This window comes from Ktedonobacter racemifer DSM 44963, from assembly GCF_000178855.1.
In the GTDB taxonomy this organism is placed as follows: Bacteria; Chloroflexota; Ktedonobacteria; order Ktedonobacterales; family Ktedonobacteraceae; genus Ktedonobacter; species Ktedonobacter racemifer.
The window spans coordinates 1649385-1673636 of the sequence record NZ_ADVG01000004.1; the positions used below are offsets into that span (position 1 = coordinate 1649385).

Below are 24252 nucleotides of genomic sequence, written 5' to 3' on the forward strand. Positions count from 1 at the left end.
GGAACCGGCCCCGAATCTGCGCAGCAGACGACGAGCTGTCAGGCATGAGAGCGTGAGGAGTTTGGCGGAGAAGAAGGTGATCAGGGGAGTGGCCTCGTGACACTGAGCATGGGATGCGCCGAGATAATATACTAGAGAGCACATAGGGGGTTTTTGCATATCCCCCCGAAACGGTGTACTCGTTTCGGGGGGATATGCAAAAACCCCCTATGTGCTCTCTAGAACTGCCTCATTCTCGTGAGATCGCACCGCGCTGCTCCTCGGCTACGGCCACCCGACGCCTGGTGCGGGCGCACGGGTGGTGAGGATCTGGCCCGTTCGTGTCTGGTCTGCCATGTGCTCAAAACCACGCCACTCGGCTACCATCAGGAACAGCGTTTGCTTCTTTCCCCCTCCGAGCATACACGCGAAGCAGCCACGGTCAAGATGGATCGTCTGCAAAACCTCACCACCTTCTCTCACCCGCACGCAACACTTGTTCGGGACATCACCGTACCAAACGGCACCTTCAGCGTCGAGACAGATACCATCAGGGGCAGCTCCTTCGAGCGCGGCCCAGACTCGCCGATTCGACAGACCGCCGTCTCCATCGATGTCAAAAGCCGTGAGACGGTTCCCGTGGGACTCGGCGACTATCAGTGTCTTGTTATCGGATGTCACGGCCATCCCATTCGGAAAAGCAATGTTGTCAGCCACCTGGCGCACCGACCCATTGGGGGTGAGCAACGCAATGATTCCAGGAGCATTAAAGCTGCCACCGTTGACGTAGATGTTGCCGCGACCATCCACGACGATCTCGTTCCAGATGTCAGCAAGGCTGCGCAGGTCAGCATGGGTCACCAGCTCCCCGTCGGGCTCCCTGCGCAGGAGAAGTCCCTCACGCCCTGAGACGACGAGCAGACGCCCATCGGGCAGCCAGTCGATGCAAAAGGGAATCGTGGTCGGCACGCGGGTCATGACTTCGCTTTGGCCCTCCAGATCGACGGCAACGATCTCCTGAGTGCCCCAGTTGGAAAACCACAGACGGTCCTCGTGCCAACGCGGCGACTCGCCGAACGCGAGACCAGTCAACAAGGTTTGCAGTTCAGGCATGTGAAGACTCCTTTTATCAAAAGATTCACAGGATCTCTGTCCTCCTGTTTCTATTTGCACCTTGCAAGTAGAGTGCAAATTATGGAAATAAGCTGTTGATTTTTTGGCAATTGTTCTGTTGAAAGTATCTCTTCTTCTTTCGCCTATGAAGTCATTCTCGCGAGCCTCATCCCGCGAGAACGTGAAGCAAGAACCGCCTAGCATAATGGGCAAGAAATCAAAGCTTATTTCCATAATTTACAACTAATGATCGAACTATAGAGAAACGCGATGAAGCCATGTCAGTATGAGGTTATTCCGCCTGTAACACGGCTAATATGTTCCCAGCCGGGTCTTTAAACCAGGCTATATCAGGCCCCATCTTTTGAGAGATGCCGCGCATGATGCCCTTCTCATCTTGCACCATTCCTTCATAGCGCTCAAAGCTGACGCTTCGGCTTTTGAGTTCTTCAACCGCAGCATCAATGTCATCAACGACAAAATCCAGCATCGTGAACGTCGCTGGCTGGTGATTGTCTTTTGGATAGGCAAACGCTGTGCCTCCACCAGGCAAATGAAGCCGGAGGCCGCCGCCCTCTTCGACCACGTGTAGCCCTAGAGCCTGAATATAAAATGCCTTAGCTTTTGCCAGATCATTCACTGAAAACCCGCTAAATGCTGTTTTTGGTTGAAACATATCTCTCTCCTTGTTATTTACAGTACACTTTCCTTCGATCATGTACATAATTATTCTTGCATTTTGCAAGTAGAAACAGAATACTCCTGGTGAGCAGAAAAAACTTCTCGAATCTTGCCCTTCGGCAGACGAAGAAGAGATGCTTTCAACAGAACAATTGCCAAAAAATCAGCAGCTTATTGGATCTTACCCAGTTCTGCCAGATCTCACACCGACCATGATACCCCTCGCGTCAGGCGCGTCAAACGCCACGTTCCTGTTCCAGTTTTTTGCTCACTTTGCACTGGCCACATACGTCAAGCATGTTACGGCGAGGTGCCTATGGCAGAACCCAACTTTAATGCCTGGAATCGGCAGATCATCGAGGAATTTCGCGCGAATGGGGGCAAGGTGGTTTTTTTTGCATATCCCCCCGAAACGATGTACTCGTTTCGGGGGGATATGCAAAAAAAAACCTTTGTCTCGCCCTTGGCTCCGGGGCGCTGTCTTTGGGGTGAAATGAGCGAAGCTGTCATAGCCCGCAAAGTAGCACGTAAGTAAATTGGATCCACCAGGCGCTACTTTTTTAGGCCGAGGCCAAGAAAATAGTCTTTGTCTCCGATCCTAACCAGGGTCGCATTCTTCCTTGCCTTCGTCTCAGTTATAAATCTATCCCTTGCCACAGGCGGCGCTCCCTTTTCACGGGCATACTTTACATAGCTTTCAAACACCTCATTGACTGATGTCAGGGCCTTGTTTTCCCTTTTAATCATTGCCATAAAGATAGCATACTGCTCGTGAGGGGGCAGCCCTTCTATGTGAAGTTTATTTGCCCCTCCTGCTTCGGTTTGGTCGGCATCAAGAAGTTCGCCGATAAGCGATTTACGCTCATTTGTCTTTGAATCTACCCAAGTTATATAGTCTCTGTGCTTAGACATTATGACACCCCTCATTCTTTTCAATATGGTAAGGGCGACGCACTCGCTGCCCTTTACTTACTTTGCGGGCTATGACAGCTTCGCTCATTTCACCCCTCTTTGGCTAGAGGAATGGTAGGGGGCTTGCTCCTCACTCATGGTAAGCTGCTCCTTCACAAAATTGTCGCTTCGCCTCCATTGTACCCTATTCCTACCCTTTTGCCGTGGTCACATCCTCAGCCAGGCGCAAGCCTTGTGACTTTTGGCGGCTGTCACTCGAACGAGCTGGAGCCGCAAGTGAGACGGCTGGACACGGGTCACAATCCGAGCGCCAGGTGGAACGTGTGACCCGGAATTAGGCGTCACGCTCGCCGGGGTGATCGGCTCCGTACACTGTGGCACCAGAGGCAGCAAGCGGCTATAATGGTGCTACACTTCTACTACTGACTGACAAGGGGATAAGTCATGGGTGCTTTGGGCATACGAGAGTCCGTCGTGCTACCGCTTCCTAGACGCATTGACGTTATACGTCACGCAGCACTCCTCTACACTGAACAATATCAGGTGGTCGTGCATATCCAGGTACGCGGCCAAGTGATGCTCCATGGCAATACTGTTTGCGTCATCCCTCGCTGGGTAACAATCTCACAATTCGATGCAGAGCTTGACCTCCTCGCCCTGGGTGTAAATGTGATTACTTGATGGCGGCAAAATGGTTCTTTCTCACTTTCCGTGAAAAGGTCAAGCACAATGAAGGACTCGCTGGCGGAGTAGGTCAAATTCAGCCCGTCCGTACATTTGTCGTTTGATCAATTTCAGGCGATTCACATGTCCTTCAACCATTCCGTTGTTCCATTCCAAAGTGAAGGCTGCTACGACAGCCTTCCAGTCCTTGCGAAGCCCAGCGACAAAACTATGTAGTTCGGGACACGAGCTTTGAAGAGCTTGTTGTGACCAGTCGTCAAGTTGATCAGCACGACGGTGGTGGAGCATCTCCCGAAACTGCTGGACGAGTTGGTAGATCAAAGCCAGGTCAGCACTGCGGTCTAAGATTTTCTGCAGATCTTGCTGTTCTTCTCGTTGTAAGTCGGTAGGAGAGCGTAAAAACAGGAAACGCACTTGCTTGACGGTCAGCGTTCGAACAGCAGGAGGTATCGGAGTAGCAGGCAAACGGGCCCCGGTGCGCAGACACACGAGATACTTATTGACTGAAGCATAGCTTCCCTTGTAGCCAAGAGTTGTGAGTTCCCGAAACAGATGAGAGGCATTGTGTACCCCTGCCTGCCATCGCTCCCAGAGGTAGGAGTGATACGCCTCCAGTTTGGTTTGCTCGGCACGGCGGCGCTTTTTCTCTGGAAAGCACGGTGCGGCAAGAAAGCGTTCAATGGTTCTGCGATGGACACCAATGCGAGAGGCAATTTCTGCAATTTTGAAGCCTTGTTTACGCAGGGCGATAGCCTGCTCATAGCGTTCCTGACGCTCTTGGCGCTGTGCTAAACGGATCCCCTCAGCCTTTTTGCTGGGTGCAGGACGGATCTCACTGAGAACTGGAGGCTGTGGGGGGGATGCTTGCCCCTCCCTTTGGGCATCTGGCCTAGGCTCTTCCGTGAAGCGAAGACACCCTTTGTTTCGGTCAAGAATGGGTTCAAGTGCATCTCCCAAATTCTTGACCCGCGTGAAAACGGTCTGCCACCTGAATGGCTTGAGGAGCTCCCTGTCGGGCTGCATCGGCATACTCAGTACTGCGATCTCGACTGACAATCTCCACACTGGGATGCGCCTTCAGCCAGGTGATGACCGAGTCGGCCTCCCGGTCAGGGAGGAGATCAATAGGAATATGCCGTTCCAGATCGCAAAGAATTGCGCCATACCGACGTCCTTTGCGCCATGCCCACTCGTCCATCCCAACAACCCGTGGCGGCACTGGATCAGGAACTGCAGAGCGGCGAATGAGACGTAACAGGGTATGCAAACTTGCAGGCATCCGAAGCTTTTCCGCCAGATGAGCTCCTGGCTTTCCTCCCAGGGCAAATGCTACCTCGCGTAACACATTGGCCTGTCGCGAGGTGCGACGAGCATATGGGAGCGCAAACGTGGGAAATTGCTCTGCAAACGTCTTGCGCGGGCAGGTGGCCTCATCACAGAAAAAGCGGCGAACCTGCAGATGCAGACGAACCACCTGCGCCTGGCAAGGTAAGTCAGCAAGCGTACGCATATATCGGCTGTGAACACGTCTAGAGATCTGATGACACCCAGGGCAAGTACCTTCTGCCTGAGAAGATCGTACGTGCAAAAGCAAAGTATCCTTCTCCCAGGAGACCACTTCTAGCAAGAGGTCATTGGAAGAAGGAAAGACGAACGGAGAGATCATGGAATGTGAGTATCTTTCTTCGTGGGGAACAAGTGGAACAAAACTTTTGCTGGATCTTATTCTATCACTCATCCCTTTTCACGGAAAGTGAGAAAGAACCGCAAAATTTGATAATTATTTGGCATAATACCAGCATTGCCTTTTTCTTCCCTTAGCGATGGAGAGAGCTTTGCTGGCTGGTCTAAGCTCTCTTCCATTAAGAGAGCTGTTTGTAATAGGTGTCATATAATTATCAAAAAACTACGCCATCAAGTAATCACATTTACAGGTGCAGGAGGGCATAATCTCGCGTGATCAGCTTATTGCGCATCATCAAATTGTACTGGAGGACTGGCCGGGAACGGTCGAATATTGCGAGGACATATGCGGCCTCTTAGGTGTCCCGCTCTTTAGCACCCAGGCGCGATACAGCGGCTACGTATGCCAGGAGTGCCAGAACCATTACTTAGTTTCCTGTACCAGCTCTGCCTCGCCTTGGTGTCGCCAGTGTGGTTCACACAAAGCGGCATACTTGCGCCAGGTTGAGAGTGTACTTGATCTTGTTGAGTGGCGGCGAGCATGGCCCTCTCTGGCGGTCAGGTTCTGTACATCCTACTTTAAGCGCGATAACTTCAACTCGTGGGCCAGAGCCAACGCTGAGATGCTGGGGGATTCGCCAGTCGTCTGTATGGGCGAGCGGGCGCTGAAGTCGCGAGGGCGGGCAAAGTTACCAGTGTGGCGTGGGCGATCTGGCTTGAAACAGGGATGGATGGATGAGTACCGACCTATCCTTACCTGGAAGCGCATAGAAGTCTTTCGCAAGATGCGCCAGTATGATGTAAAGCCTCACTACTGCTATGAGGCGCAGGGGATGACGCAGTATCAGATGTATGAGGTAGACAAGGAGGGCGGCCCTCGTATGTCCTGCGTGATGTGTTTCCTCAAGTCACCTGGGCAGCTACGGGCAAGCTACTATGTGCAGGAGGGGCGCGCAGTGATAGAACGTGCCCTGGAGGTCGAGGCTGCAACGGGCCATACAATACAGCATGGGTATTCGCTTGCTCAAATCCTGGAGGTGCAAGAAGGAGATCCTAGCTATGAATAAAGTTATTGTTGACAAAGAGTTCCGCTTTACAGGCGGTGAGACGGTTGAAGTCTCATCGGAGTACGGTTGGGTGGAAGCCGTGGTGACAAAAGCATGGGAAGTAGTGATTAACACCAGGACTGGTGAAAAGGGGATATTGTATCAGGTTCGCTTTCCTGACATGCCTGCAACTCCAGAGCCGTACCGGAATCGTTTGTCGGTCGCTACTGGCCGAGCGATCAGAGCTAAATAGGGGGTTTTTGCATATCCCCCCGAAACGAGTACACCGTTTCGGGGGGATATGCAAAAAAAAACAAATAGGAATGGTCAGAGTACACGGGGCAATCGTCATCCCGCCGGCAGCTGAGGGTGCGGCAAGTTTTTTTGCGTCGAGCTCATCTGGGCATAGAGAGATGGTACAATGAGAGAGAACAACGCGATTGAGGTGTAGCGGAACGATTTTGCACGTGAGGATTTTTTTGAGCGAGGGAAAGGATGTTCTCATTTCCACAAAGATCCATAAGCAGAAAGAAACCTCGTCAAATTGCCTGCTTTATTTTTGCTCATGCCCTCTAGAACGCTAGGATTCGACTTCTGCTAAGGTCATTGAGGAAGGTCCAGGAGACGTATAAAAATCGCTCATAGTGAGAACGTTTTACACATCTTGTGCCCTCCTCCCGTTCGTTCTCCATCGTGTTTCCACCAGATTTCCAGAGTGTGACCATAGCCATAGACTTCTAGAAGATACTACAATAGAAACGTATCTCTACAGAAGCAACGCATGAACAGGTCTCTCACCAGGTCATGCACCCATGATACGATCACAAGGAGAGGACAGGACATGAAGAGCAAACAGCGTTTCGTCTGGAAGATTGGCGATATCATCCCTATCATCCAGGATGTGTGCGAAGTGAGAGGCATCTTGGGCGAAGGGGGTATGGGCGTTGTCTACAAGGTGCATTTGCGCTACTGGAACAATGTCCTGGCAGTCAAGAGCCCCAAACCAGACGTCTTCACCAAGGCAGGAGGCAAAGAGAGCTTCATGCGTGAGGCGGAAACGTGGGTGAACCTGAATGATCATCCTCACATCGTCCGGTGTGCTTTTGTGCAGATGGTAGACGACATCCCACGGATTTTCGTTGAATATATCGATGGAGGAAGCCTTGCGGACTGGATTCGCCGACAAACCTTGTACCAGGGAGGAACAGCGCGTGCGCTAGAACGCATGCTTGATATCGCTATCCAGTGTGCCTGGGGACTACACGCAGCCCATGAACAGGGGCTGGTCCATCAGGATGTCAAACCAGCCAATGTGATGATGACCTCGTGGGGGATTGCCAAAGTGACCGATTTCGGATTGGCGAAAGCCCGAGTAAGAGCGAGTGAGCAAGGAGAGCAAAGGGAAACAGAAGGGCTTGAGAGCATTCTCGTGAGCTCGCGCGGAATGACCCCGGCCTATTGTTCACCAGAGCAGGCAGCAGGACGTCCCTTGAGCCGCAAGACCGATATCTGGAGCTGGGGGGTCTTGGTGCTCGAAATGTTTGTGGGCGAGGTGACCTGGCAGAGTGGCATACAGGCGCGTGAGGTCCTGGCAAGCCACAAACCGCAGGATGAAGCCATTCCGCCCATACCAACCGAACTGGTGAAACTGCTCGCACGCTGTTTTGCGTGGCGAGCAGAGGAGCGTCCCGCTACACTGCTGGAAGTGGCAACGGACGTGCAGGTGATCTATGCTCATCTGGAAGGACACCCATATCCACGTGAAATGCCTCCACCTGCCAAAATACAAGCAGGAAGGCTCAATAACCAAGGATTCTCGCTCGGCAAGCTCGGACGGCGAGAGGAGGCGGTGCTCGCCTATGAGCAGGCCATTTCCCTTGCCCCAACGCATGTCGATGCCCACTATAACAAAGGCAATGTGCTCTACAAGCTCGGGCGACCAGAGGAGGCGGTGCTCGCCTATGAGCAGGCCATTCGCCTTGACCCGACAGATGCCACTGCCCACTATAACAAAGGCTTTGTGCTCAAACAGATGGGGCAAACAACAGAAGCAGAACTGGCGTTTCAAAAAGCGCGAGACATTCAACCAGGAATCTAGACATACTTATCTTAGGCAGAAGCTAGAAGAGCATCTGACACCGATCTGATGCCGACAGAGAATACTGAGAACAGCAAACAAAACAAAAGGCATAGCAGTTCTGCTTGCCAGAACGAGCCTGAAGCGAAGAGGAGGAGGAAGGCCCATCACGCCAGAACACGATGTTGCATACGGATCTCCCATGATCATCTCTTCAAGAAAGCTCTCAATGTGTCGATGCCGCTTGTGGTGGCGGTTTGTTGCCTGAACTCCGCCTCACGCAAAAAACCTTGCCGCACCCGGCAGCTGAGGCCTCCATGACGATTGCTCCTCTCTTTGTTGGGTGTCGTAAAGCCCTGAGAAGCGCATAGCAGGGCTTTTTTGTTTTTGGGAGGGAACCCTTACCTCTGTGTAAATTCCTCGACTGCCCTTTGCCAGAATGATTTGCCGAATCGTGCCATAAATGTTGCCGCTTTGTTCGACCCTTGATCCCGATGTTCTGCCACCTGATCTGATTCGTTATCGCTTCTGCCATGAATGTTCCCGTAAGCCAAAATCAACCTCAATATATCCGAGCTTTTGATAAACGCTTTTTGCCATGTTCGAGGACCACATCCAGGTATCGGCATAGCCTCGGCGACGAATCTCCTGCATCAAAACATGTGTGATCGCTCTCCCAAACCCCTGACGGCGGAAAGCTGGTGGAGTCGAGACATCGTAGATCGTCGCACACCCTCCCGCATCCAACAGCGTGCCAGAAGTTACCGGCGTGTTATCCAGATACCCGATGTAGTGCAGCGAAAAGGCATCTGGCCCATACCCGTGCCGTGCATAGGCATCGTAGAACAGCGCCAGGTCTGAGCCAAAGCCGGCCTTCGAGACGTGGACCCACTGCGCCAGCATCTGATCGTTGAGGACTTGTTCGACACGAAAACGGTTCGGCGAGATGGGGTCAGCACTCAGGGAGGTCAGATCGGCCCACAACCAGTTCCCGCCCGGACCGCCCGGCATCCCACGTGCTTCCAAATGGTTCCCCAGGTCGGCAGGTTGGTCGTCCGGGAAGACAAACCAATCGATCTGATCACTATAGTGGCCGACTTGTTCGAGCATGGTATCTATCTGCTCCTCTATGCGAGAAGCGTCGAAACGTGTTCGCAGGATGATGTTGCCGGGGGCGGACGTGTTGCTCACGAACCAGAACGACTCCGCGTCATACAGCATCGTACCGGACAGCCCAGCAAACAGACGCATGTACGCCATGAGGTTTTCCTGGATCTGGCGAGGTTTCTCCGTGCCTGAGAAATCCAAGAGTGACGACACCACAAGCATTCCTTTCGATTCATTCCATCATTCTTCGAACAAGACAAGTTCCGCTTCCATTCCCAAGCATATCACCGCTTTCTTCGTGGCGGCAAACTTTATGGCACGATTCGGCAAATCATTCTGGCAAAGGACATCGACACCGGTTAGGTGGTAAAGAGCCAGGTGGAAAATGTCACAAGACCTGGCTCTTTGGCGTCTAATAAGTTAGGTTAGCGAAAATGGTAGCGGTACACGATGTAGGCCAGCCCTGAGAAGACAGTTGTTGCTCCGATTGTAACTATGTCTCTTGTGATGAGATAGCTAACAAATGCCATGCATACATAAACAGGAGTGCAGAGGGTTAGGAACCATTGGGCTTGGCTAAGTTTGGTAGATGGCCTTTTCTTATGTTTGGACCTGGAGCTGGCGAGAGAATTTGTGACGTGTGAGTCGCCTCCTCCGTTCGAGAATGTAGACAATTAAAATTATCTCCTTTTGCTAAGGGAGTGCAGAACTTTGTTTGCCGACGAAGTTCTGTGACATCTAAGGGACGAGACCACAAACCTCAACATTTGTGGTCTCATTTATTTATGACGCGGAGCCCTCTTTTCTGGTGACAAAAAACATCTATGCAATATAACCTAATTCTCGTATCCTCCATTTCTATGAATGCACCAAAAGGCCCTTGAGTATTAACGGACCGGAATACCACGCTAAGTACTTAGCGTGGTATTCCGGTCCGTTAATACTCAAGGGCCTACCCTTTGACGAATGGCAGTTGTACGCAAAACTCATGTACCGAAAGCGCAAAACTTATACGTACAATCTACACTCCCGGAACTACTGCATTTCAATGGAAATAAAGCGAGTTCGGTTCCAGACGACGATTTCATAGCTCATATGGCCAGCGAGCCGGTGCTTCATCGTGAAAATCCACATGCGTATTGGGAGATTTTCCGGTAGCGTAATCTCTCCCTCGGAAAGCTTTTTGTCGAGATACCAAAGCGTCCCTCGGCTGGCTCTCGCTGCCTGTGCTGCTTGCTCATACATACTATCTGCTGAAGGCATCAGTTTGTCTTTCCTCGCTCGCTAGCAGCAATACGTTTGCACCTATAACTTCTGCTCGCCACCAAGCATCCTCATCAGATACTCTATCCCTAACTCCTCATCAGACTTTGCAAGCTGTTTCTCAATCGTACTCTTTGCTAGCTCATCGGCCAACGCTAGCACCTGGTCAACAGCCTCGTGTAACTTTTGCATTTGCTCCTTGAGCCGAATAATTTCCTGGCGCTGGGCGTCCGTCGTCTTTTCCGCTCCCCAACGTCTTAGTTGCTCATCAAAAAGGGGCAAGTCATTCTTCGCGGTGGTGAAGGCGTTCTTCACTCTGCCGACAGTGTAGTCGTCGAGGATATAAGGTTTGTCTTTTGCCTGCAACAGATTGTGGTATTGTTCCTGGTCAGCTTCCAGCATCCCATCGATGTGAGTGGCAAGCGTGGGCAAAAAGCTGATTGGTCGCCATTGTGGCTGTGGCATAGATTCTTTCTCCTCCAGGCGAGAATATACATCTTCTCTATGCAGAACGATCAAGCTGAAGGTTGATCATTGTAAATGGTGCCAGTGGGATGAATGGATCACTGCAAAAGTATTGCCAAGAATAAGTAGAAGTTCCGATTCTTCGGCTAAATCAGAACTTGAGAAAGAAGAAGAAGGTGGCAGGATTCAATCTTGTCACCCTTTCTGCTATACTAAGCATACTCATGAGTTAATGTTTCTCTGTTATGTGGAAAAGGAGTTAGGATAACTATGCGCATGATGCGTGCTCTTCCCCTCGTTGTAGTTGGTAGTAAGTCAGGGCAATCGCATCTAATTAACCCCATCCAGAACGCGAAGAAGATAGTTCTGATCCCAACTGGCTTTGAGACGTTTGGTCTGGATGCCAACACGAGACGATTTTTCTTGATGTAAGAGATTGAGGCTGATGTGACGCAACACCGCCAGATTTTCATCAGCATGCCCCTGGCGAACACGGGATTCATCCTCACGGAAAGCCAGATCGAGGATCCAGTGCACACTGTTTTCAATCCCCCAATGGCTGCGCACGGCCTCAGCAAACGTTTTGATCGAAGGAAAGCTAAGCAGAAAATAGCGGGTCTCTCGACTGACTTTCTCACCAATCCGACGCTCTGCTTGGACCTTGCCAATCCCGCGCAACCCTTTCCAGCACTGCCCTGGATCAAGGTAGCTTAGGATGGTTGGATCAGAAATGGTCTGATACTCCCTGATCTCCAGGCGACCATGCCCTTTTTCCACCGTGCGCAGAGATTCAACCGATGCCTCAGCATCCTTTGTTGCTAGCGCAAAGGTCGCGATGACCTCCTGACAGAGATCTTTGTGGTTATCCTTGAGGGCCAGGGCATACTCTCCCCCTTGTTCGATGATCTGTTCCGCAATCTTGGTTTGCGTTCCCATGGCGTCAATGGTGACAAGACACCCTTCCAGTGCCAGTTGTCGCAAAAGCAGCGGGATGGCAGTGATTTCGTTGGACTTTTCCTTGGTGGCAAGCTGAGCTAAAACCAGGCGGTTTTCCACTGCCCAGGCACTGACCACATGCAAGGCCTTCTTCTTGGTGGCTCCGTCATGCGAACGTCGAAGGGTCTTCCCATCTATGGCGATCACGCCTTTGACCCTTTGGCTGATCTCCTGCACCCACTGCACAAAACTGGCTTCAAATTGTTTGGGATCAATGAGAGCAAAAACCCGACCAAAGGTATCATGTGAAGGGATTCCATTTGGTAACTGGAGCAGTTCGGTGAACCAAGCTTCCTTGGCCTTTCCGAATTCTTCAATCCCCACCCATCCTTCTGCTCCGCAGATTACGCCACAGATCGCTATGATCAGAATATCCCGCAACCGGTGCTGTTTCGTTCGCTCGATACGTGGGTCTTCTACCTGAGCAAAGACGGTTTCCAGCGCTTGCATCACTTCTTTCATCCCATCGTCTCCTGGTTTTTAGACCTTATTTTATCATCCCCTCAAAAGAGCAATGTAATTGCTCTGGAGGGTTTTCTTCTGGGTTTCTCTTTTCGCGTCAATAGTCGCTCTTCATTTGACTGAATGGTATACTATCCTCCGATGCAAAAAAGGGGGACGATTCTTGTGAAGTATTTTCACGCGTGGCTGAGACGAACGATTGAAGAACCATGGACCACTCTGGAACCTTTCTTTGTGGGAGAGGTTCCAAAGGGTTTGGGAACTCCAGAATATTATTGTGTGGTTACTCAGGATGAAGAGCCCTACCTTCTCGTCAATGCCTATACCCATGATATAGATGTATGCATATGGAAGCAATGGCTTGTGCTTCGATCTCCAGGAGAGGTCTCTTTCATCTCCTTGGATGCAGATCAGCGACAGATCATCAACAAGCCTTCCTGGGGCTTTTTTCACCATCTGTATCCAACTGACGAATATCTGTTTGTGACGACAAATGAGCGGGTGTGTTGTTATGATCAAGAGGCCAGGCTTGTGTGGGAATCAGAAGAACTGAGTCAGGACACTATCAGCATTTCTTCGGTACAAGGCGACATTATTAGCATTTCACAAGCTCCAATAGGTGGCAGTTTCTCTGGACCGGCAGAATTTATCCTTGATGGACGGTCAGGAAAGCTTATTTCCATGCAATACAAACCTCCTCAAAACAATTCTTGAGGTATCTGCTACTCAAATCGGCTCTTCTCCTCTTCATTCCTACTTTCATTTAGATGCGATTGCCCTGTTTTTCCACGTGGCCTGATTGACAGCTTTGTTTCAGACGCATACTATACTCATACATGCAAATACTACACAAAATGGCTTATAGATGCGAAGGAGAAGCAATGACGCCGGAACAACTATTACAAGAGTGTGAGAGACTCAACCATGTCGGACGCACGCGCCGCATGGTTGAGCTTGGTCGCCTGGCTGCCAGTGACGCCAGCGTGAGCGAGACTATCGCGACCCTGACGCGTGGCAATGTCTATGAACGAGTCCTGGCGGTACAATCATGCCACGGGAGCCGCGACTCCAAGCTGATCTTACACGCGCTCTCCGATCCGTCCCTCAGTGTGCGCAAGCTTGCTACGAGTATTGCCGCGCTCGTTTGTGGTGACGCGGAGCTACCGGGCGCGCTTGACACGCTCCCGCAGGACCTGCGCGATGTGCTGCTCACCACGCTCGCCCAGCGCAGCAGGCAGGCCCCGGTTGATGCGTATATTGAGATGCTTGCCACACGCCATGACACATACCTCAAGAATGTACTTCCTTTCGCCTCGCAAGAGGTCGTCACGCGCCACCTTGGGCAGGTGATAGAGGCGTTTGGGATGGTTCAATGGAAGCGGTTGACTCGGTATTACCCTGCAATAGCGGTCGCGCAATTGCAGGCTCGCGCCACCACGGCTGACGGCCCCAATATCTACCTTGTCCAACAGGTGAACGAGGTCATGCCACTCCTGGCTCGCCTGGCCCCCGACCTGGGACTAGACCTCGTTCGCACCATGGCATCGGTATTTCCTCTGAACCACCTGAGCCTCCAGCCATTGCTTGAAAGACGTCCTGCCGAGGTCGTGGATCTCGTGATCCAGGCGGGCGTGAAAACTGATCTTGAGTTTGACGATATCGCGCATCGCCTGGATAGCGAGCGACTTGTAACCCTATTTACGAGCTTTCCAGACAATATCAGCACAGAATATTTTCCACAACTCAGGCCAGAGCAGCGCCTAGCGACGTATACCGCCTGCCATCGAGGTTGGCGCGATGAAGATAGCGCTCTGCCTTACGAGGTTGTCGCGCACCTGCCAACTGAGCAGCGTGTTCGGGAAGGGCGACGTCACCTTGAGCTTCCCGCTTTACAAGCGGACCCTTCCCAGCGTCTCCAATATGCCGCCGCCCTACCGTGGGATGAGGCTCGCGCCGCGCTTGCCAGCACACTCAACACTCCTGACGCCGACTTACGGATCTTGGCCCTACAAGCCCTGATTACAACAGCCCGTTACCAGCGCGACCACCTGGCGGACGTATTGCAACTGGTACGCGCGCGGCGCAATGAGCAGGACCCGGTACGTTATGCCATGCTTGCCGCGCTTGTCGAGCTACCACGTAGTATATGGCATGCCGAGCACCTGTCGGATCTCGCGCGGATCATCCAGGACACACTCGACGCCAGAGACCTTTCCGCGTACACCGCGAGTCAGGCTGAACGCATTATCCTACAACTCTTCGCATTTCACCCTCAGTGGTGCGCGGAGCAACTGGCTATCTTCTGGCGTGCGCGCGGGAACGTGACGACGCGGGACCTTCAAGACTATCTCACCGAGGCCCATGTCCGGCTTCTCGCGGTTCCGCTCCTTCCCATTCTGCAGGCGTGGCAGAAACAGGAACGCGAATCACAACTGCTCAACGTGGCCCGCGCTCTTGGCCGTCGCTTCCGGGTCTTCAATGAACTGGCCGATATCCTGGCCTCGCTGCTCGATCACACGCGCAGCGCCTCAACGATCAGCGGCGTCATCAGTGTCTTTGCCGATCATATGCCTGAGCGCCTGAGCATACTCGTTCCGCGCCTGGTGGAACAGGACCCAAGCAGTATCACTATCTTTATCGTTTACAACTATCTGCATGCTAAGCGCCAGGATCTCCTGACGCCCTTCCTGGGACAGAACGCTTTCCAGGGACGCTTCGGGACGGGTAAGACACGCTTCGTCATGGGAATACGCGATGGCTTCTATCGCTGGACGCCGACGCAACAGGAATTCTTCGCGCTCACCCTGCTAGAGATATCCCGGGATAACGAGCGAGCGACAGCTTCATTGACCAATGTCATCGACCAGCTTGCCGCCATGCCCGCGCTCGATCCTGCGTACATCATCCCCTTCGCCAGCGATGAGCGTTCGCCCATGCGCGATAGTGCGCTGCAAGCACTTGGAAAGCTGGATGCTGGGCAGGGCATACCAACGCTATTGGAGGCACTGAACGATCAGCGCGCTCGCGTTGCCGTCTACTCCCTACGCGGGGCCTTACTCGCCATGCCACAGTCCCAGGCGCTCAACATCCTGCGCAGCGTACCCTTCGAGCGGGTCACGGTGGCGAAGGAGGCTATCCGCCTGATTGGCGAATTGGAGACGGAAGAGGCCTATCGCGAACTGCTGATCTTGAACGAACGTGACCTGCACCGCGACGCTCGTGTGGCCCTGTTACGCGCCCTCTGGCCCTACGTCGAACATGCCGAAACCTGGGAGATCTTCGCCGGGGCCGCGCGCTCGACGGATGTCGCCATCGCCAAGGGTGTTATCCATGTCCCTTCTGATGGTATGTCGCCACAGGCCCAGGGGAAGCTCGCAAGCCTGATAGCCTCCCTGCTCGACCATCCTGATATCCAGGTGCGCATGGAGACGCTCAAACGCTGTCTCTCGCATCCGGTAAACGATGCCGGGCGGGCCTGCTATGCGCGCCTGCTCGCGCTGATGGACTCAACGGTACCGCGAGAAAGCTCCTTTGCGTCCAGAGTTGTCTTCGAGACGTATACAGGCAGAGATGCAGAGCTTGTAGGCGAGACTATGCGTACCCTGCTCCCGAACCGCCGCGCCCTGAACACGGCCTGTAACAACTTCCTCTCCGCTTTGCCCGGCGATAGAAAGGCCCTTGAGCCGACCTCGCGCGCGATCCTGGCAGTCCTTGCCCAGGATCATCTTACCATCTCGCTGCGCATCAGGCTGGTCGTCACGGGTCTGCCCTGGGAAGAGATCGCGCCAGAGGTCATCCGGCTCTCCAGCGAACTACACGCCGATGCCCTGGCGCAAGCGGAGCAGGCTATTGAGCAAGCAGCCACGCGGGCGGATGCTGACCTTGTTCGCCTGGAAAGCGCGTTGGCTGGCAGCAACGATGAGCGCCTGCGCCGCCTCGCCCTCGTAGCCCTGATCGCGCAAACGCAGCAGGCCAGCGGATGGAGCGAAGAGGTCATCGCGCGGCTGAATGGATATAGGGCAGACCCTTCGCCCCTCGTCGCGGAACAGGCACAATTTACCTTTGTCCCATAGCACACGGAGAGACGACATTTACGGCACGACCAACCCGCCATCGACGGGCAGGGTGACGCCGGTCACATAGGACGCAGCGTCAGAGCAGAGGGTTCTGTCAGAACTGAGATCACAAAAGCTCATCAAAGTTTGTAGAAGAGTGCTGATTACTCTTGTCTCTTACTAGTGCTGCGTTCCTCATTGGTATGAATAAAACGCTGAATCAAGGTCTAGGGCTAAAGCAGGCATGCCTTACCCATAGGTTTAGCTAGCAGGAATGTCAGCGCCAATGAGGAACGCAGCACTAGTCCTACAGTGGGAGTTAGGAGAGAAATTTCGTCTGAGATGGCTTGCAAGGCGATGTTTGCTGACTCCCTCAGTGGAGACATCAAGGCGCTTCTCAGGCCGACTCACAAGCTAACTCCCACTGTAGGACTAGTGCTCCGTTCGTTAAGTGCAGTAGCAAAACGGATTGGCTTCTAGAACCGGATCATGCGATAAGCCTGCTTGTTTTTGTTACTGGTGGATTTAACAAAAGCAGCACTAGTTGTTTATGACGAGGTCAGTAGATGCGATTGCCCTGGGTAGTAAGTGCGAAGAGTTGACAGATTTTAGGGCGAAGAGTGATCACTCGGTGTATGACTTTGCGTCATCGTCTCCCCAACCAAGTAGCCTCATTGAAACCACATCAGGGAAGAGAAGCAACAGACCTGAACATGATATGTCCCTGCTCATGAAAAGCGGAAAAAAGAGTGTGGATGGTTGAGGTTGAGAGAGTGTGGACGTGGTGAGAAGTGATGTGCAGAGGACGTCGCTGGCCATACGGCTCCAACCGTTCAGCCGCAGAGCTGAACAGGTCAGAGAACGTCTCCGTTGTGTTCGTCGTCCAAGCTCCGCTTCACCAGAGCGCCAGTTGCCGAAAATGGCGCTGGCTGGCCGAGAGGCGACGCTCCTCGGCCAGGGCTTCCTGCATCATGAGGGCGAAATAGTCTTCCAAGGGCATCTGTTGCCCGTAGAGATGTTTGATGGGCACTGTTTTGAGCATGGTGGGGCCATGCCAGACCAGAAATGTTCGCTCGCTCGCCACCACCTGTAGGGCCATGTATTGCCCTGCGACCTGCTGACTGATGTAGTAGGGGGCCAGATCCACGTTCACACACCCATCTGCTCCCACTTTACGAACGAAGATCTGTCCCTCGATGGCTTGAAGCCAGGCATCGGGGTCCACCATCTGCGGAAGCGCAGGCAACGTCGGCAACGTTGGGAAGGCCACCCGTGGCGGAACGTTGCGACAAGCGCACCCCTGGTGTGGCCTTTCCCAATTGTAGTGCTGGATGAAGGCTTCGGTGACCTCTCGAACCTCTTGCAAGGTACCGGGGCGTTGGACGTGCAGACACTCTTGCCCGTAACTCTTGTGATACCGCTCGACAAACGCATTTTTGTCTGGTCGGTGAGGCGGGCACACATTGGGCTGGATGCCCAGACAGAGCAGCAAGCGACGAAGGGCAGAGGGAAAATCCCGTCCGCTGCTGCTTCCAACCCACCTGGGATCGCGGTCAAAGGACATCATCGGCGGTCGACCATGCTCACGCAAGAAGCCGATGACAGTTTGCATCGCGGTTTGCGCATGGAAATCTTCCCGGGCTTGAGCGCAAAGCAGCACCGAGGTGCCAGCATCGATAAAGTTGCACACCTCCACAATGTGTTGCCGCTTCCCTTCCTGACTTTCACTGCTGGGAACCGTGCTGACATCTTTAAAGTCCATCTGGATCTCTTCGAGCGGCGCTCTTGACTCCAGAGGCTGCTTCTTGGGCGTGAGGTGCTCCAGGATGCAACCATGTTTGTGCAACATCTTCCACACGGTGCGCGTTGAGCGCGGCAAAAGCACGTGCAAGGCTTGCAACTCTGGATCACGCTGCAGATAGTACAACAAAGCGCGTGGTCCTGGTACGCGATGAAGATGCTCTGGAGGAGTCTGGCGCATCTCGACGATGCGCTCCTCCACACGTGGGTCCCAGGACGGATACGGAGCGTGATGGGCACGTGAGCGGGACAAGAGGACCTGTAGATCATGGGGATCGGCCTGGCGCAAGCGTTTGCGCCATTTCTTGACCCAACTGATCGACCGTCCGACGGCCTGGGCGTAGTCCTGCACCCTCCAATCGGGGTAGCGCATCAGCACATCGCGCAAGCGAGCGCGATCGCGCATCCATTCTTCTTCCATCATTTTCTTCCTCCAAGATGAGGAGTCTCGAAACTAGTTTCTGTGCTGATTCTACCCCTTTCCTCCACGTTCTCTCTTCCCTCTCCTGGATGAGATGGACACGAAGTCGCTACCGCGCTGAAGTGACGATGACGCAAAGTCATACACCGAGTGATCACTCTTCGCCCTAAAACCTGATCACTCGTCACCTTATTTACCAGTAGTCTTAGTTTTGTGTTGTGTGGTGTTATCGGGATGCCATACAGGCATTCCTGCAAATCCCGTTGGATATAACTTCCTTTGGCAGAATAAAGACAAGAAGGCCACTGCTCCAGTGACTGTTCCAGCGGATCAGGAGAAGGATCAGCCTGGAGTACGTACTCCAGGACTTGGAACCCTGCCTGCAACGTGGGCCAAGAAATATGGTGCACCACTTGCCCAGTCGGAGGCGCCAACGATCTATGTCTTTCGTGGGAGTATGGATACATTCCCTGATGGCAATGGTGTTATTGTTTCTTTTGATAAGGGAAGCATCGACCAGGAGCCACGTGCAGTCCAGATTTCCTTTATCGCCGGGAACAAACATCCGACGACCCTTGCGCAGGCTCAGGCGATTGCCCAGGGATTTTTCCCAACCGATACCTCTAGTCCTTCTATTATCCAGTCCTATGATCCCCACGAGAATGATTTCAAAAATTCTCAGTGCCAGGCACTCACCTATACCAGCAAGACCCTGGCCAAACTCTTCCCGCCCCAGGATTTCCTGGATAAGCAAGGAGGACTGGCTCCAGCTGGCTCAGTCACCATTAGTTTCTTTCCCCTCTATTCAAGGACCGATGGGACAGAAAATAATGAAACAGCATCGGGAGGCGCAGCCTATCCTGTAGATGAGAATCAGGTCTCTAGCATTCTGATCACGCTGGGGACGAAGACCTACTGTTAGCCCATTTATAAGGTAGAAATCGAAGAACACCAGGGCAGTGAGGTATCATCCTCCTGCTCGCTTTTTTTCTGGTATACTATGGCACAACACCATTCATATCAGATTTGGAGAGAATTTGTATGTCCAACGAAGAACCTTATCACGAGTATCCTGCTGGCCCTTATGATATAACAGCTCAGCGAACTCCTATTCCTCCGCCTCCTCCGCCTCCTACTGGATGGTACTCCAATCCCTATGATCCCTATAGGAAGCAGAAACGTTCTCCCTGGTATTATGTACTTATCGCTTTCCTGTTATGCGTGATTGGTGCTAGTGTACTTGTCATCTGGCTCAAATTTCACGCAGAAATAGCTACGACCCCCACATCGATAACAACACATACAGTAACAACTCAGCCAGCAACTACAACTTCTACACCTACAGTTAACACAAGTAACCCATTGCAAACATCAGACTTCCCAACTTTTATAGGTCGATTCTCCACAGCAAACTCTAACTACGACTATAATGACATTCAGAAGGTCGCAGATCAAAAGAACTTTCGATTGACCCCAATCCATCCAGCTGATTATTGGGATTTAGGGTGGGGGTATACCTATCATGATCTTATGAGTGGTAATATCACCATCAGCATCAGACGCGTAGTCATTACACCAGAGGAGGCCAAATTTAATTGCAATGGGGCCTTCTATGGTACAAGTGGGGTAACTGTGAAAGGATACAAGCTTATGGATATTCCCAATGCAAATGTAGCATATGATGTAGGATCAATTTTTTCATCCATACCAGAAAAAAGTGAGCCACCTGACAGCGTGGTATTCGTTTTCGAGCAACCAAATCATACGGGTCAGTGGTTCTGGCGCGGGTATGTATTTGGAAACACTACAAATTGTCAGTAGTAGTTGTCACCAATCGCAAAGTAACCCTCTTATAGGCAGTGAGGTATTCTCCTCCTGCCCTATTTTTTGTCCAAAGAGGGAAGAGAAAACGATCGTTTTCTCTTCTCGCTTCCGGACATGGAAAACACCGGCATTCTTACCCATTTTCGGGTAAAACGAACTCATAAAGTGAGATTTTCATTCTCGTCGGCAAGAGATGAGGGACGGTACACTGAGGGGCATCGGAATTTAGAAGGTTTTTTATGTCGCAACCCCTATTAGTGGGTGACAAGCGGCATAATGCCATGCTTCTCAAAGAGAACATGGAAAAAGTTATCGATAATGGCTCGCCCTTTCCCAGTTGCCAACTCATACCCACCAAATCGGTATACCTCATACCCACGCAGCCGAAGCTTGCGATCTTCTGCAACCATACGAGCATATTCTTCAGGGTTTGCTATATCTCCCTTAGCATAATGCTGTTTTCCGTCAACTTCAAGAACCACCCTATCCCGATCTGAAAAAAGAAGAAGAAAATCCATTCGCTCCCTTGGTATTCTTCTATTTCCCTGTAATTCCTTTAGGGTCTTCGGATCAAAATGCAAATATACTTGTGGAATTAATGCCGGAAGCTTCTCACCCAGCACTGACTTGAAATTTTTATAGTACGTTAGCAGGGAGTGAGCCTTTTGCAGAACTGCATATTTAGAATGAGATAAGTTCAGGTGTTATTGGCAAGCGAAAGATGCTCAGCGATGGAAGTCTGGGAGCAGCTTCGTACTCATTTAGTAGCCAGGAGTGTGCCTTTATGATGTAGGCATGCCTTCTCGCTCTCTGTCCCAGGGCGATGGGGAATATTCCCGGTTTGACTGGGACTTTCTTCGGGACCAAAACAGGGCCGTCGTCACCTGACGGTGGGATACGCCACCGATTATGCTCTGGGTAGACCTGGAAGATGAGAGTGGCTCATCTTCCAGGAACAATCTCTTCCATCGAAAGGAGTCTACTTATGTCTGTGATAACGACACCAGAACGTTCGGTCAAAAAGTGGCGCGTGATGGTCTTCGCTGTGGTCGCCGCCTTGTTTGCCTTGCTGTGCCTGATCGGCTTTTTTGGGGCAGCGGGCCTACTAGTTCCCTGGATTCCTGGCATCATCCCTCTCATCCAGGAAAGTGTGGGCCCTCTTCTTCCAGGGGAACATTGGCATATTGGTGTGACGGGCGTTCTCCTCTCTTTCCCGCTGTACCGAACACGGGCTCTCGACATTTTTTTCGTTGTTTTTCCCGCCAAGTAGGCAGCAGTACATGCATAAGAAGTGAAAAAGAGTATTTCAAGACACGTGCTGAGCCAAGAAACGCCGAGGAGCCGCGTGAACCCTCAATTTTGCGTGGCAAACCGCTTTTTCCTCTTTCTCTGGCGCCCAGATAGGCTTGTAAGAGCCCCATTCTCTCCCCCAAATACTTCTGATGCTGCCTATTTCCTCTCTTGCTTAGCGGAGAAAACAGCGGGAAAAATGTCGGAACCCCTCATAGCTCAGATACCGGTCGATTACCGTTCCTTTTTCCAGCAGACGGAGAACATGAACTCAATTCACCTAATCAAAACATCCTGCGAAGCGAAAGTGCATATTCATCTCGCTACATTTCGGACAGAGGTAGTGGGTGTCTGGAAGCGAGAAGGATTTTTCACGAATATTCCAATCAGCGACAGTGAGTTCCCCAACAGGTGTGCGGTAGAGGGCCGGGTCATTGTAAAAGCGAACTGTTCCACCACACGGACACCTGGGCATGTCATCGAGATAGTTGGCACAAACAAGTAAACCGCAAGATGTGCAGAGTGCTGGCGCCGAGCATACAGTTTCATAGTTCCTCATTCCACCACCTAGCGGGATCCATTCTTGTATAAAGCCACAAGAACAAGTTGCTCTCAGTATTGATCCCATCTGTAATTTCTCCTCTTGAAGCAGGAATAGTAATGACAAGACAAATAACTTGTGAAAACATTTTGAGAGTTGGGAACGCCCTTAGCAGTGATCTTATCAGGAGCATAATCGGTGGCGTATCCCACCGTCAGGTGACGACGGCCCTGTTTTGGTCCCGAAGAAAGTCCCAGTCAAACCGGGAATATTCCCCATCGCCCTGGGACAGAGAGCGAGAAGGCATGCCTACATCATAAAGGCACACTCCTGGCTACTAAATGAGTACGAAGTTGCTCCCAGACTTCCATCGCTGAGCATCTTTCGCTTGCCAATAACACCTGAACTTATCTCATTCTAAATATGCAGTTCTGCAAAAGGCTCACTCCCTGACGAGGTGATCGCCGTTTCCAGCTTGGAGAGCAAACCCGTCTCTTGGGCGGCTGCCAGCAGTAACAGTCCTCCGGCTCCTTCCTGAACCTTCGCTTCTTCTCCTGCCGGATTTTTTTTCGCTTGTTTGGTGACGTTGCTCCATCCATGCGTGGCTCGAACGGCGTTGAGGTGACTGATACTGATCTGCACTCCTCTCTGCTCTTGCAGTTCTTTTTGCAATTGGCTACTTGCTACTAACGAGGTTGCCTGACACCGCAGCTCTAGCCAGTTGAGCACGGGAGGAAGCACTTTGGCAGGGTGCCCATGTCTGCCATCTTGCAAGGCTGCTTCTCCTCGGATACGAGCTTCTTGCTTCCAACGATAAGCGGTAGCCCGACTCGTTTGGACTCCGGCAGTGGCTGCAGCCTCCCGCCAGGATACACCAGCTTGCATCAACTCAAGCATCTGCTCTTTGGCTGCTCGTCGCTGCGCTTGCTCCATAATGATTTCCTTCATCACTTGATCATATGGAAATGTGGGTCTTTCAACCAAGCCTCCAAAAAGGTCGGATCGACAATATGGTGGGGCAGTGGGGCCAACTTCTCCGGCTCGATCTCGGAGAAGATTTCCCACACCTGGCCTGGAAAGCTGCTCAGCAAAGCTCTGATCTCTTCCAGATCGGGGGCATTGTCGCATGATATCAGTTTTGGCAAAAACGGTCCAGTAATGGTTCCCTCCATATCGATCAAGCCACCGTACTCCTTGGCCAAATGCCATGAGAGGTGCCCTAACAAGCAATGGCTGATTCGTCCACTCACCATAGCGATCAACCTCACGCCATGTGTGGGAAGATAGCCAAGAACAGATCGTACCTCTTCCTGTTCATCTTCATAATAAAGGAGCTCCTGATCGGGATGCGGCTCCAGATCCGGCAACGTGACCAAAAAGGGGTGTCCCTCACTCTCGGGATAGCCAAATGCAGTACCCGGTATCCACACACGACGATCCCCAATGCTCCCCTCAGCTACCACACTGATTGAGAGCAACCAATGATCAATTGTCTGCATCTGACTGTCTGTCAGCTTTTCGCGGAAGACCACGGTCGCGACTGGTCCTGCCATCAGTTTCTCCTTTCGGGAATTGAGTGTCAATGCTCTTGAGAAAGAAGCACACCACTCTCCTCGATCATCAAAAAGGCTCACTTCCTGCTCTTGAGCATAGCAGAAGTTGTTGTCTTAGTCTAGATCGGCAGACTTGATTTTGCCCAACGCCCTGATTAAGATACGACTCAACTGCCGACATACACGCTTAACTCCTCTTAACCAATGATTTTTAGCAGTAAAGAGATCTCATTATAAAGATCTACTATTTACCATGCATTACTATATTGCTGGAGCCACACCTATTTGACCATTCCGAAT

General features: G+C 52.0%; 23 protein-coding genes and 1 pseudogene. 10 read left to right on the forward strand and 14 right to left on the reverse strand.

Annotated elements, in window-relative coordinates:
• Positions 1 to 264: 264 nt before the first annotated feature.
• Complete coding sequence (locus KRAC_RS48850; RefSeq protein WP_007920060.1) at positions 265 to 1092, reverse strand: SMP-30/gluconolactonase/LRE family protein; 828 nt, start codon at positions 1090 to 1092, stop codon at positions 265 to 267.
• A 292-nt stretch (positions 1093 to 1384) separates the two neighbouring features.
• A complete protein-coding gene (locus KRAC_RS48855) occupies positions 1385 to 1768 on the reverse strand; it encodes a VOC family protein (RefSeq protein WP_007920061.1) in 384 nt (127 codons plus the stop codon).
• 321 nt (positions 1769 to 2089) lie between these two features.
• Between KRAC_RS48855 and KRAC_RS48860 the strand changes: the two genes are divergently transcribed.
• Positions 2090 to 2308, forward strand: a complete 219-nt coding sequence (locus KRAC_RS48860; protein ID WP_007920068.1) for a hypothetical protein — start codon at positions 2090 to 2092, stop codon at positions 2306 to 2308.
• A 17-nt stretch (positions 2309 to 2325) separates the two neighbouring features.
• Here the strand turns inward: KRAC_RS48860 and KRAC_RS48865 are convergent, their stop codons facing one another.
• Positions 2326 to 2685 (reverse strand): hypothetical protein, encoded by a 360-nt coding sequence (locus KRAC_RS48865; protein ID WP_007920070.1) that lies wholly within the window; start codon positions 2683 to 2685, stop codon positions 2326 to 2328.
• 474 nt (positions 2686 to 3159) lie between these two features.
• Between KRAC_RS48865 and KRAC_RS48870 the strand changes: the two genes are divergently transcribed.
• A complete protein-coding gene (locus tag KRAC_RS48870; RefSeq protein WP_211221469.1) occupies positions 3160 to 3366 on the forward strand; it encodes a hypothetical protein in 207 nt (68 codons plus the stop codon).
• Positions 3367 to 3405: 39 nt separating this feature from the next.
• Here the strand turns inward: KRAC_RS48870 and KRAC_RS80380 are convergent, their stop codons facing one another.
• From KRAC_RS80380 to KRAC_RS69815, 3 genes and pseudogenes are all read right to left on the reverse strand, one after another.
• Positions 3406 to 3858 carry a transposase gene (locus KRAC_RS80380; protein ID WP_040445295.1) on the reverse strand — a complete coding sequence of 151 codons (453 nt, stop codon included), beginning with the start codon at positions 3856 to 3858 and terminating at the stop codon, positions 3406 to 3408.
• A gap of 189 nt (positions 3859 to 4047) precedes the next feature.
• Positions 4048 to 4398 (reverse strand): annotated as a pseudogene (locus KRAC_RS80385) (helix-turn-helix domain-containing protein); the annotation flags it as partial.
• Positions 4310 to 5107, reverse strand: a complete 798-nt coding sequence (locus tag KRAC_RS69815) for an ISL3 family transposase (RefSeq protein WP_083815154.1) — start codon at positions 5105 to 5107, stop codon at positions 4310 to 4312. The pseudogene KRAC_RS80385 and the gene KRAC_RS69815, both read right to left, overlap by 89 nt.
• A 196-nt stretch (positions 5108 to 5303) precedes the next feature.
• Here KRAC_RS69815 and KRAC_RS48885 point away from each other — a divergent pair, with 196 nt between their 5' ends.
• The 3 genes from KRAC_RS48885 to KRAC_RS48895 all read left to right on the forward strand — a co-directional run bounded on the left by KRAC_RS48885 (position 5304) and on the right by KRAC_RS48895 (position 8196).
• Entirely contained in the window at positions 5304 to 6119 is an 816-nt protein-coding gene (locus KRAC_RS48885) for an adenine nucleotide alpha hydrolase family protein (protein ID WP_007920074.1), read from the forward strand.
• Positions 6112 to 6351 carry a hypothetical protein gene (locus tag KRAC_RS48890; RefSeq protein ID WP_007920075.1) on the forward strand — a complete coding sequence of 80 codons (240 nt, stop codon included), beginning with the start codon at positions 6112 to 6114 and terminating at the stop codon, positions 6349 to 6351. The genes KRAC_RS48885 and KRAC_RS48890 overlap by 8 nt, the downstream gene beginning before the upstream one ends.
• A gap of 588 nt (positions 6352 to 6939) precedes the next feature.
• Positions 6940 to 8196 (forward strand): protein kinase domain-containing protein, encoded by a 1257-nt coding sequence (locus KRAC_RS48895; RefSeq protein ID WP_007920076.1) that lies wholly within the window; start codon positions 6940 to 6942, stop codon positions 8194 to 8196.
• Between the two features lie 498 nt (positions 8197 to 8694).
• Here KRAC_RS48895 and KRAC_RS48900 read toward each other — a convergent pair whose 3' ends face one another.
• The 4 genes from KRAC_RS48900 to KRAC_RS48915 form a co-directional block, all read right to left on the reverse strand.
• Positions 8695 to 9426 carry a GNAT family N-acetyltransferase gene (locus KRAC_RS48900; RefSeq protein ID WP_211221471.1) on the reverse strand — a complete coding sequence of 244 codons (732 nt, stop codon included), beginning with the start codon at positions 9424 to 9426 and terminating at the stop codon, positions 8695 to 8697.
• 891 nt (positions 9427 to 10317) lie between these two features.
• Positions 10318 to 10545: a hypothetical protein gene (locus tag KRAC_RS48905; protein WP_007920079.1), complete on the reverse strand. Its 228-nt coding sequence runs from the start codon at positions 10543 to 10545 to the stop codon at positions 10318 to 10320.
• A gap of 42 nt (positions 10546 to 10587) precedes the next feature.
• Positions 10588 to 11010: a hypothetical protein gene (locus KRAC_RS48910; RefSeq protein WP_007920081.1), complete on the reverse strand. Its 423-nt coding sequence runs from the start codon at positions 11008 to 11010 to the stop codon at positions 10588 to 10590.
• A 330-nt stretch (positions 11011 to 11340) separates the two neighbouring features.
• Entirely contained in the window at positions 11341 to 12468 is a 1128-nt protein-coding gene (locus KRAC_RS48915) for an ISAs1 family transposase (protein WP_007920083.1), read from the reverse strand.
• A 165-nt stretch (positions 12469 to 12633) separates the two neighbouring features.
• Here KRAC_RS48915 and KRAC_RS48920 point away from each other — a divergent pair, with 165 nt between their 5' ends.
• The gene (locus tag KRAC_RS48920; protein ID WP_040447381.1) at positions 12634 to 13182 is read left to right on the forward strand and encodes a hypothetical protein; all 549 of its coding nucleotides are present in this window, start codon (positions 12634 to 12636) and stop codon (positions 13180 to 13182) included.
• Positions 13183 to 13349: 167 nt separating this feature from the next.
• On the forward strand, positions 13350 to 16541 hold the full coding sequence (locus tag KRAC_RS48925; protein WP_007920087.1) for a hypothetical protein: 3192 nt from the start codon (positions 13350 to 13352) through the stop codon (positions 16539 to 16541).
• A gap of 877 nt (positions 16542 to 17418) precedes the next feature.
• Here KRAC_RS48925 and KRAC_RS48930 read toward each other — a convergent pair.
• Entirely contained in the window at positions 17419 to 18747 is a 1329-nt protein-coding gene (locus KRAC_RS48930; RefSeq protein WP_007920089.1) for an integrase core domain-containing protein, read from the reverse strand.
• A 310-nt stretch (positions 18748 to 19057) separates the two neighbouring features.
• On the opposite strand from KRAC_RS48930, the gene KRAC_RS48935 reads away from it, so the two are divergent.
• Together KRAC_RS48935 and KRAC_RS72935 are read left to right on the forward strand one after the other, a co-directional pair.
• Complete coding sequence (locus KRAC_RS48935; RefSeq protein ID WP_007920091.1) at positions 19058 to 19666, forward strand: hypothetical protein; 609 nt, start codon at positions 19058 to 19060, stop codon at positions 19664 to 19666.
• A gap of 119 nt (positions 19667 to 19785) precedes the next feature.
• Positions 19786 to 20565 (forward strand): hypothetical protein, encoded by a 780-nt coding sequence (locus tag KRAC_RS72935; protein ID WP_007920092.1) that lies wholly within the window; start codon positions 19786 to 19788, stop codon positions 20563 to 20565.
• Between the two features lie 257 nt (positions 20566 to 20822).
• On the opposite strand, the gene KRAC_RS48945 is transcribed toward KRAC_RS72935, so the two are convergent.
• Positions 20823 to 21191, reverse strand: a complete 369-nt coding sequence (locus KRAC_RS48945) for a hypothetical protein (protein WP_157508012.1) — start codon at positions 21189 to 21191, stop codon at positions 20823 to 20825.
• A 362-nt stretch (positions 21192 to 21553) separates the two neighbouring features.
• Between KRAC_RS48945 and KRAC_RS48950 the strand changes: the two genes are divergently transcribed.
• Positions 21554 to 21838, forward strand: a complete 285-nt coding sequence (locus KRAC_RS48950) for a hypothetical protein (protein WP_007920093.1) — start codon at positions 21554 to 21556, stop codon at positions 21836 to 21838.
• 978 nt (positions 21839 to 22816) lie between these two features.
• Here the strand turns inward: KRAC_RS48950 and KRAC_RS48960 are convergent.
• Both KRAC_RS48960 and KRAC_RS72940 read right to left on the reverse strand, forming a co-directional pair.
• Entirely contained in the window at positions 22817 to 23332 is a 516-nt protein-coding gene (locus KRAC_RS48960; protein WP_007920095.1) for a helix-turn-helix domain-containing protein, read from the reverse strand.
• Between the two features lie 14 nt (positions 23333 to 23346).
• A complete protein-coding gene (locus KRAC_RS72940; protein ID WP_007920096.1) occupies positions 23347 to 23952 on the reverse strand; it encodes a DUF6368 family protein in 606 nt (201 codons plus the stop codon).
• Positions 23953 to 24252: the final 300 nt, after the last annotated feature.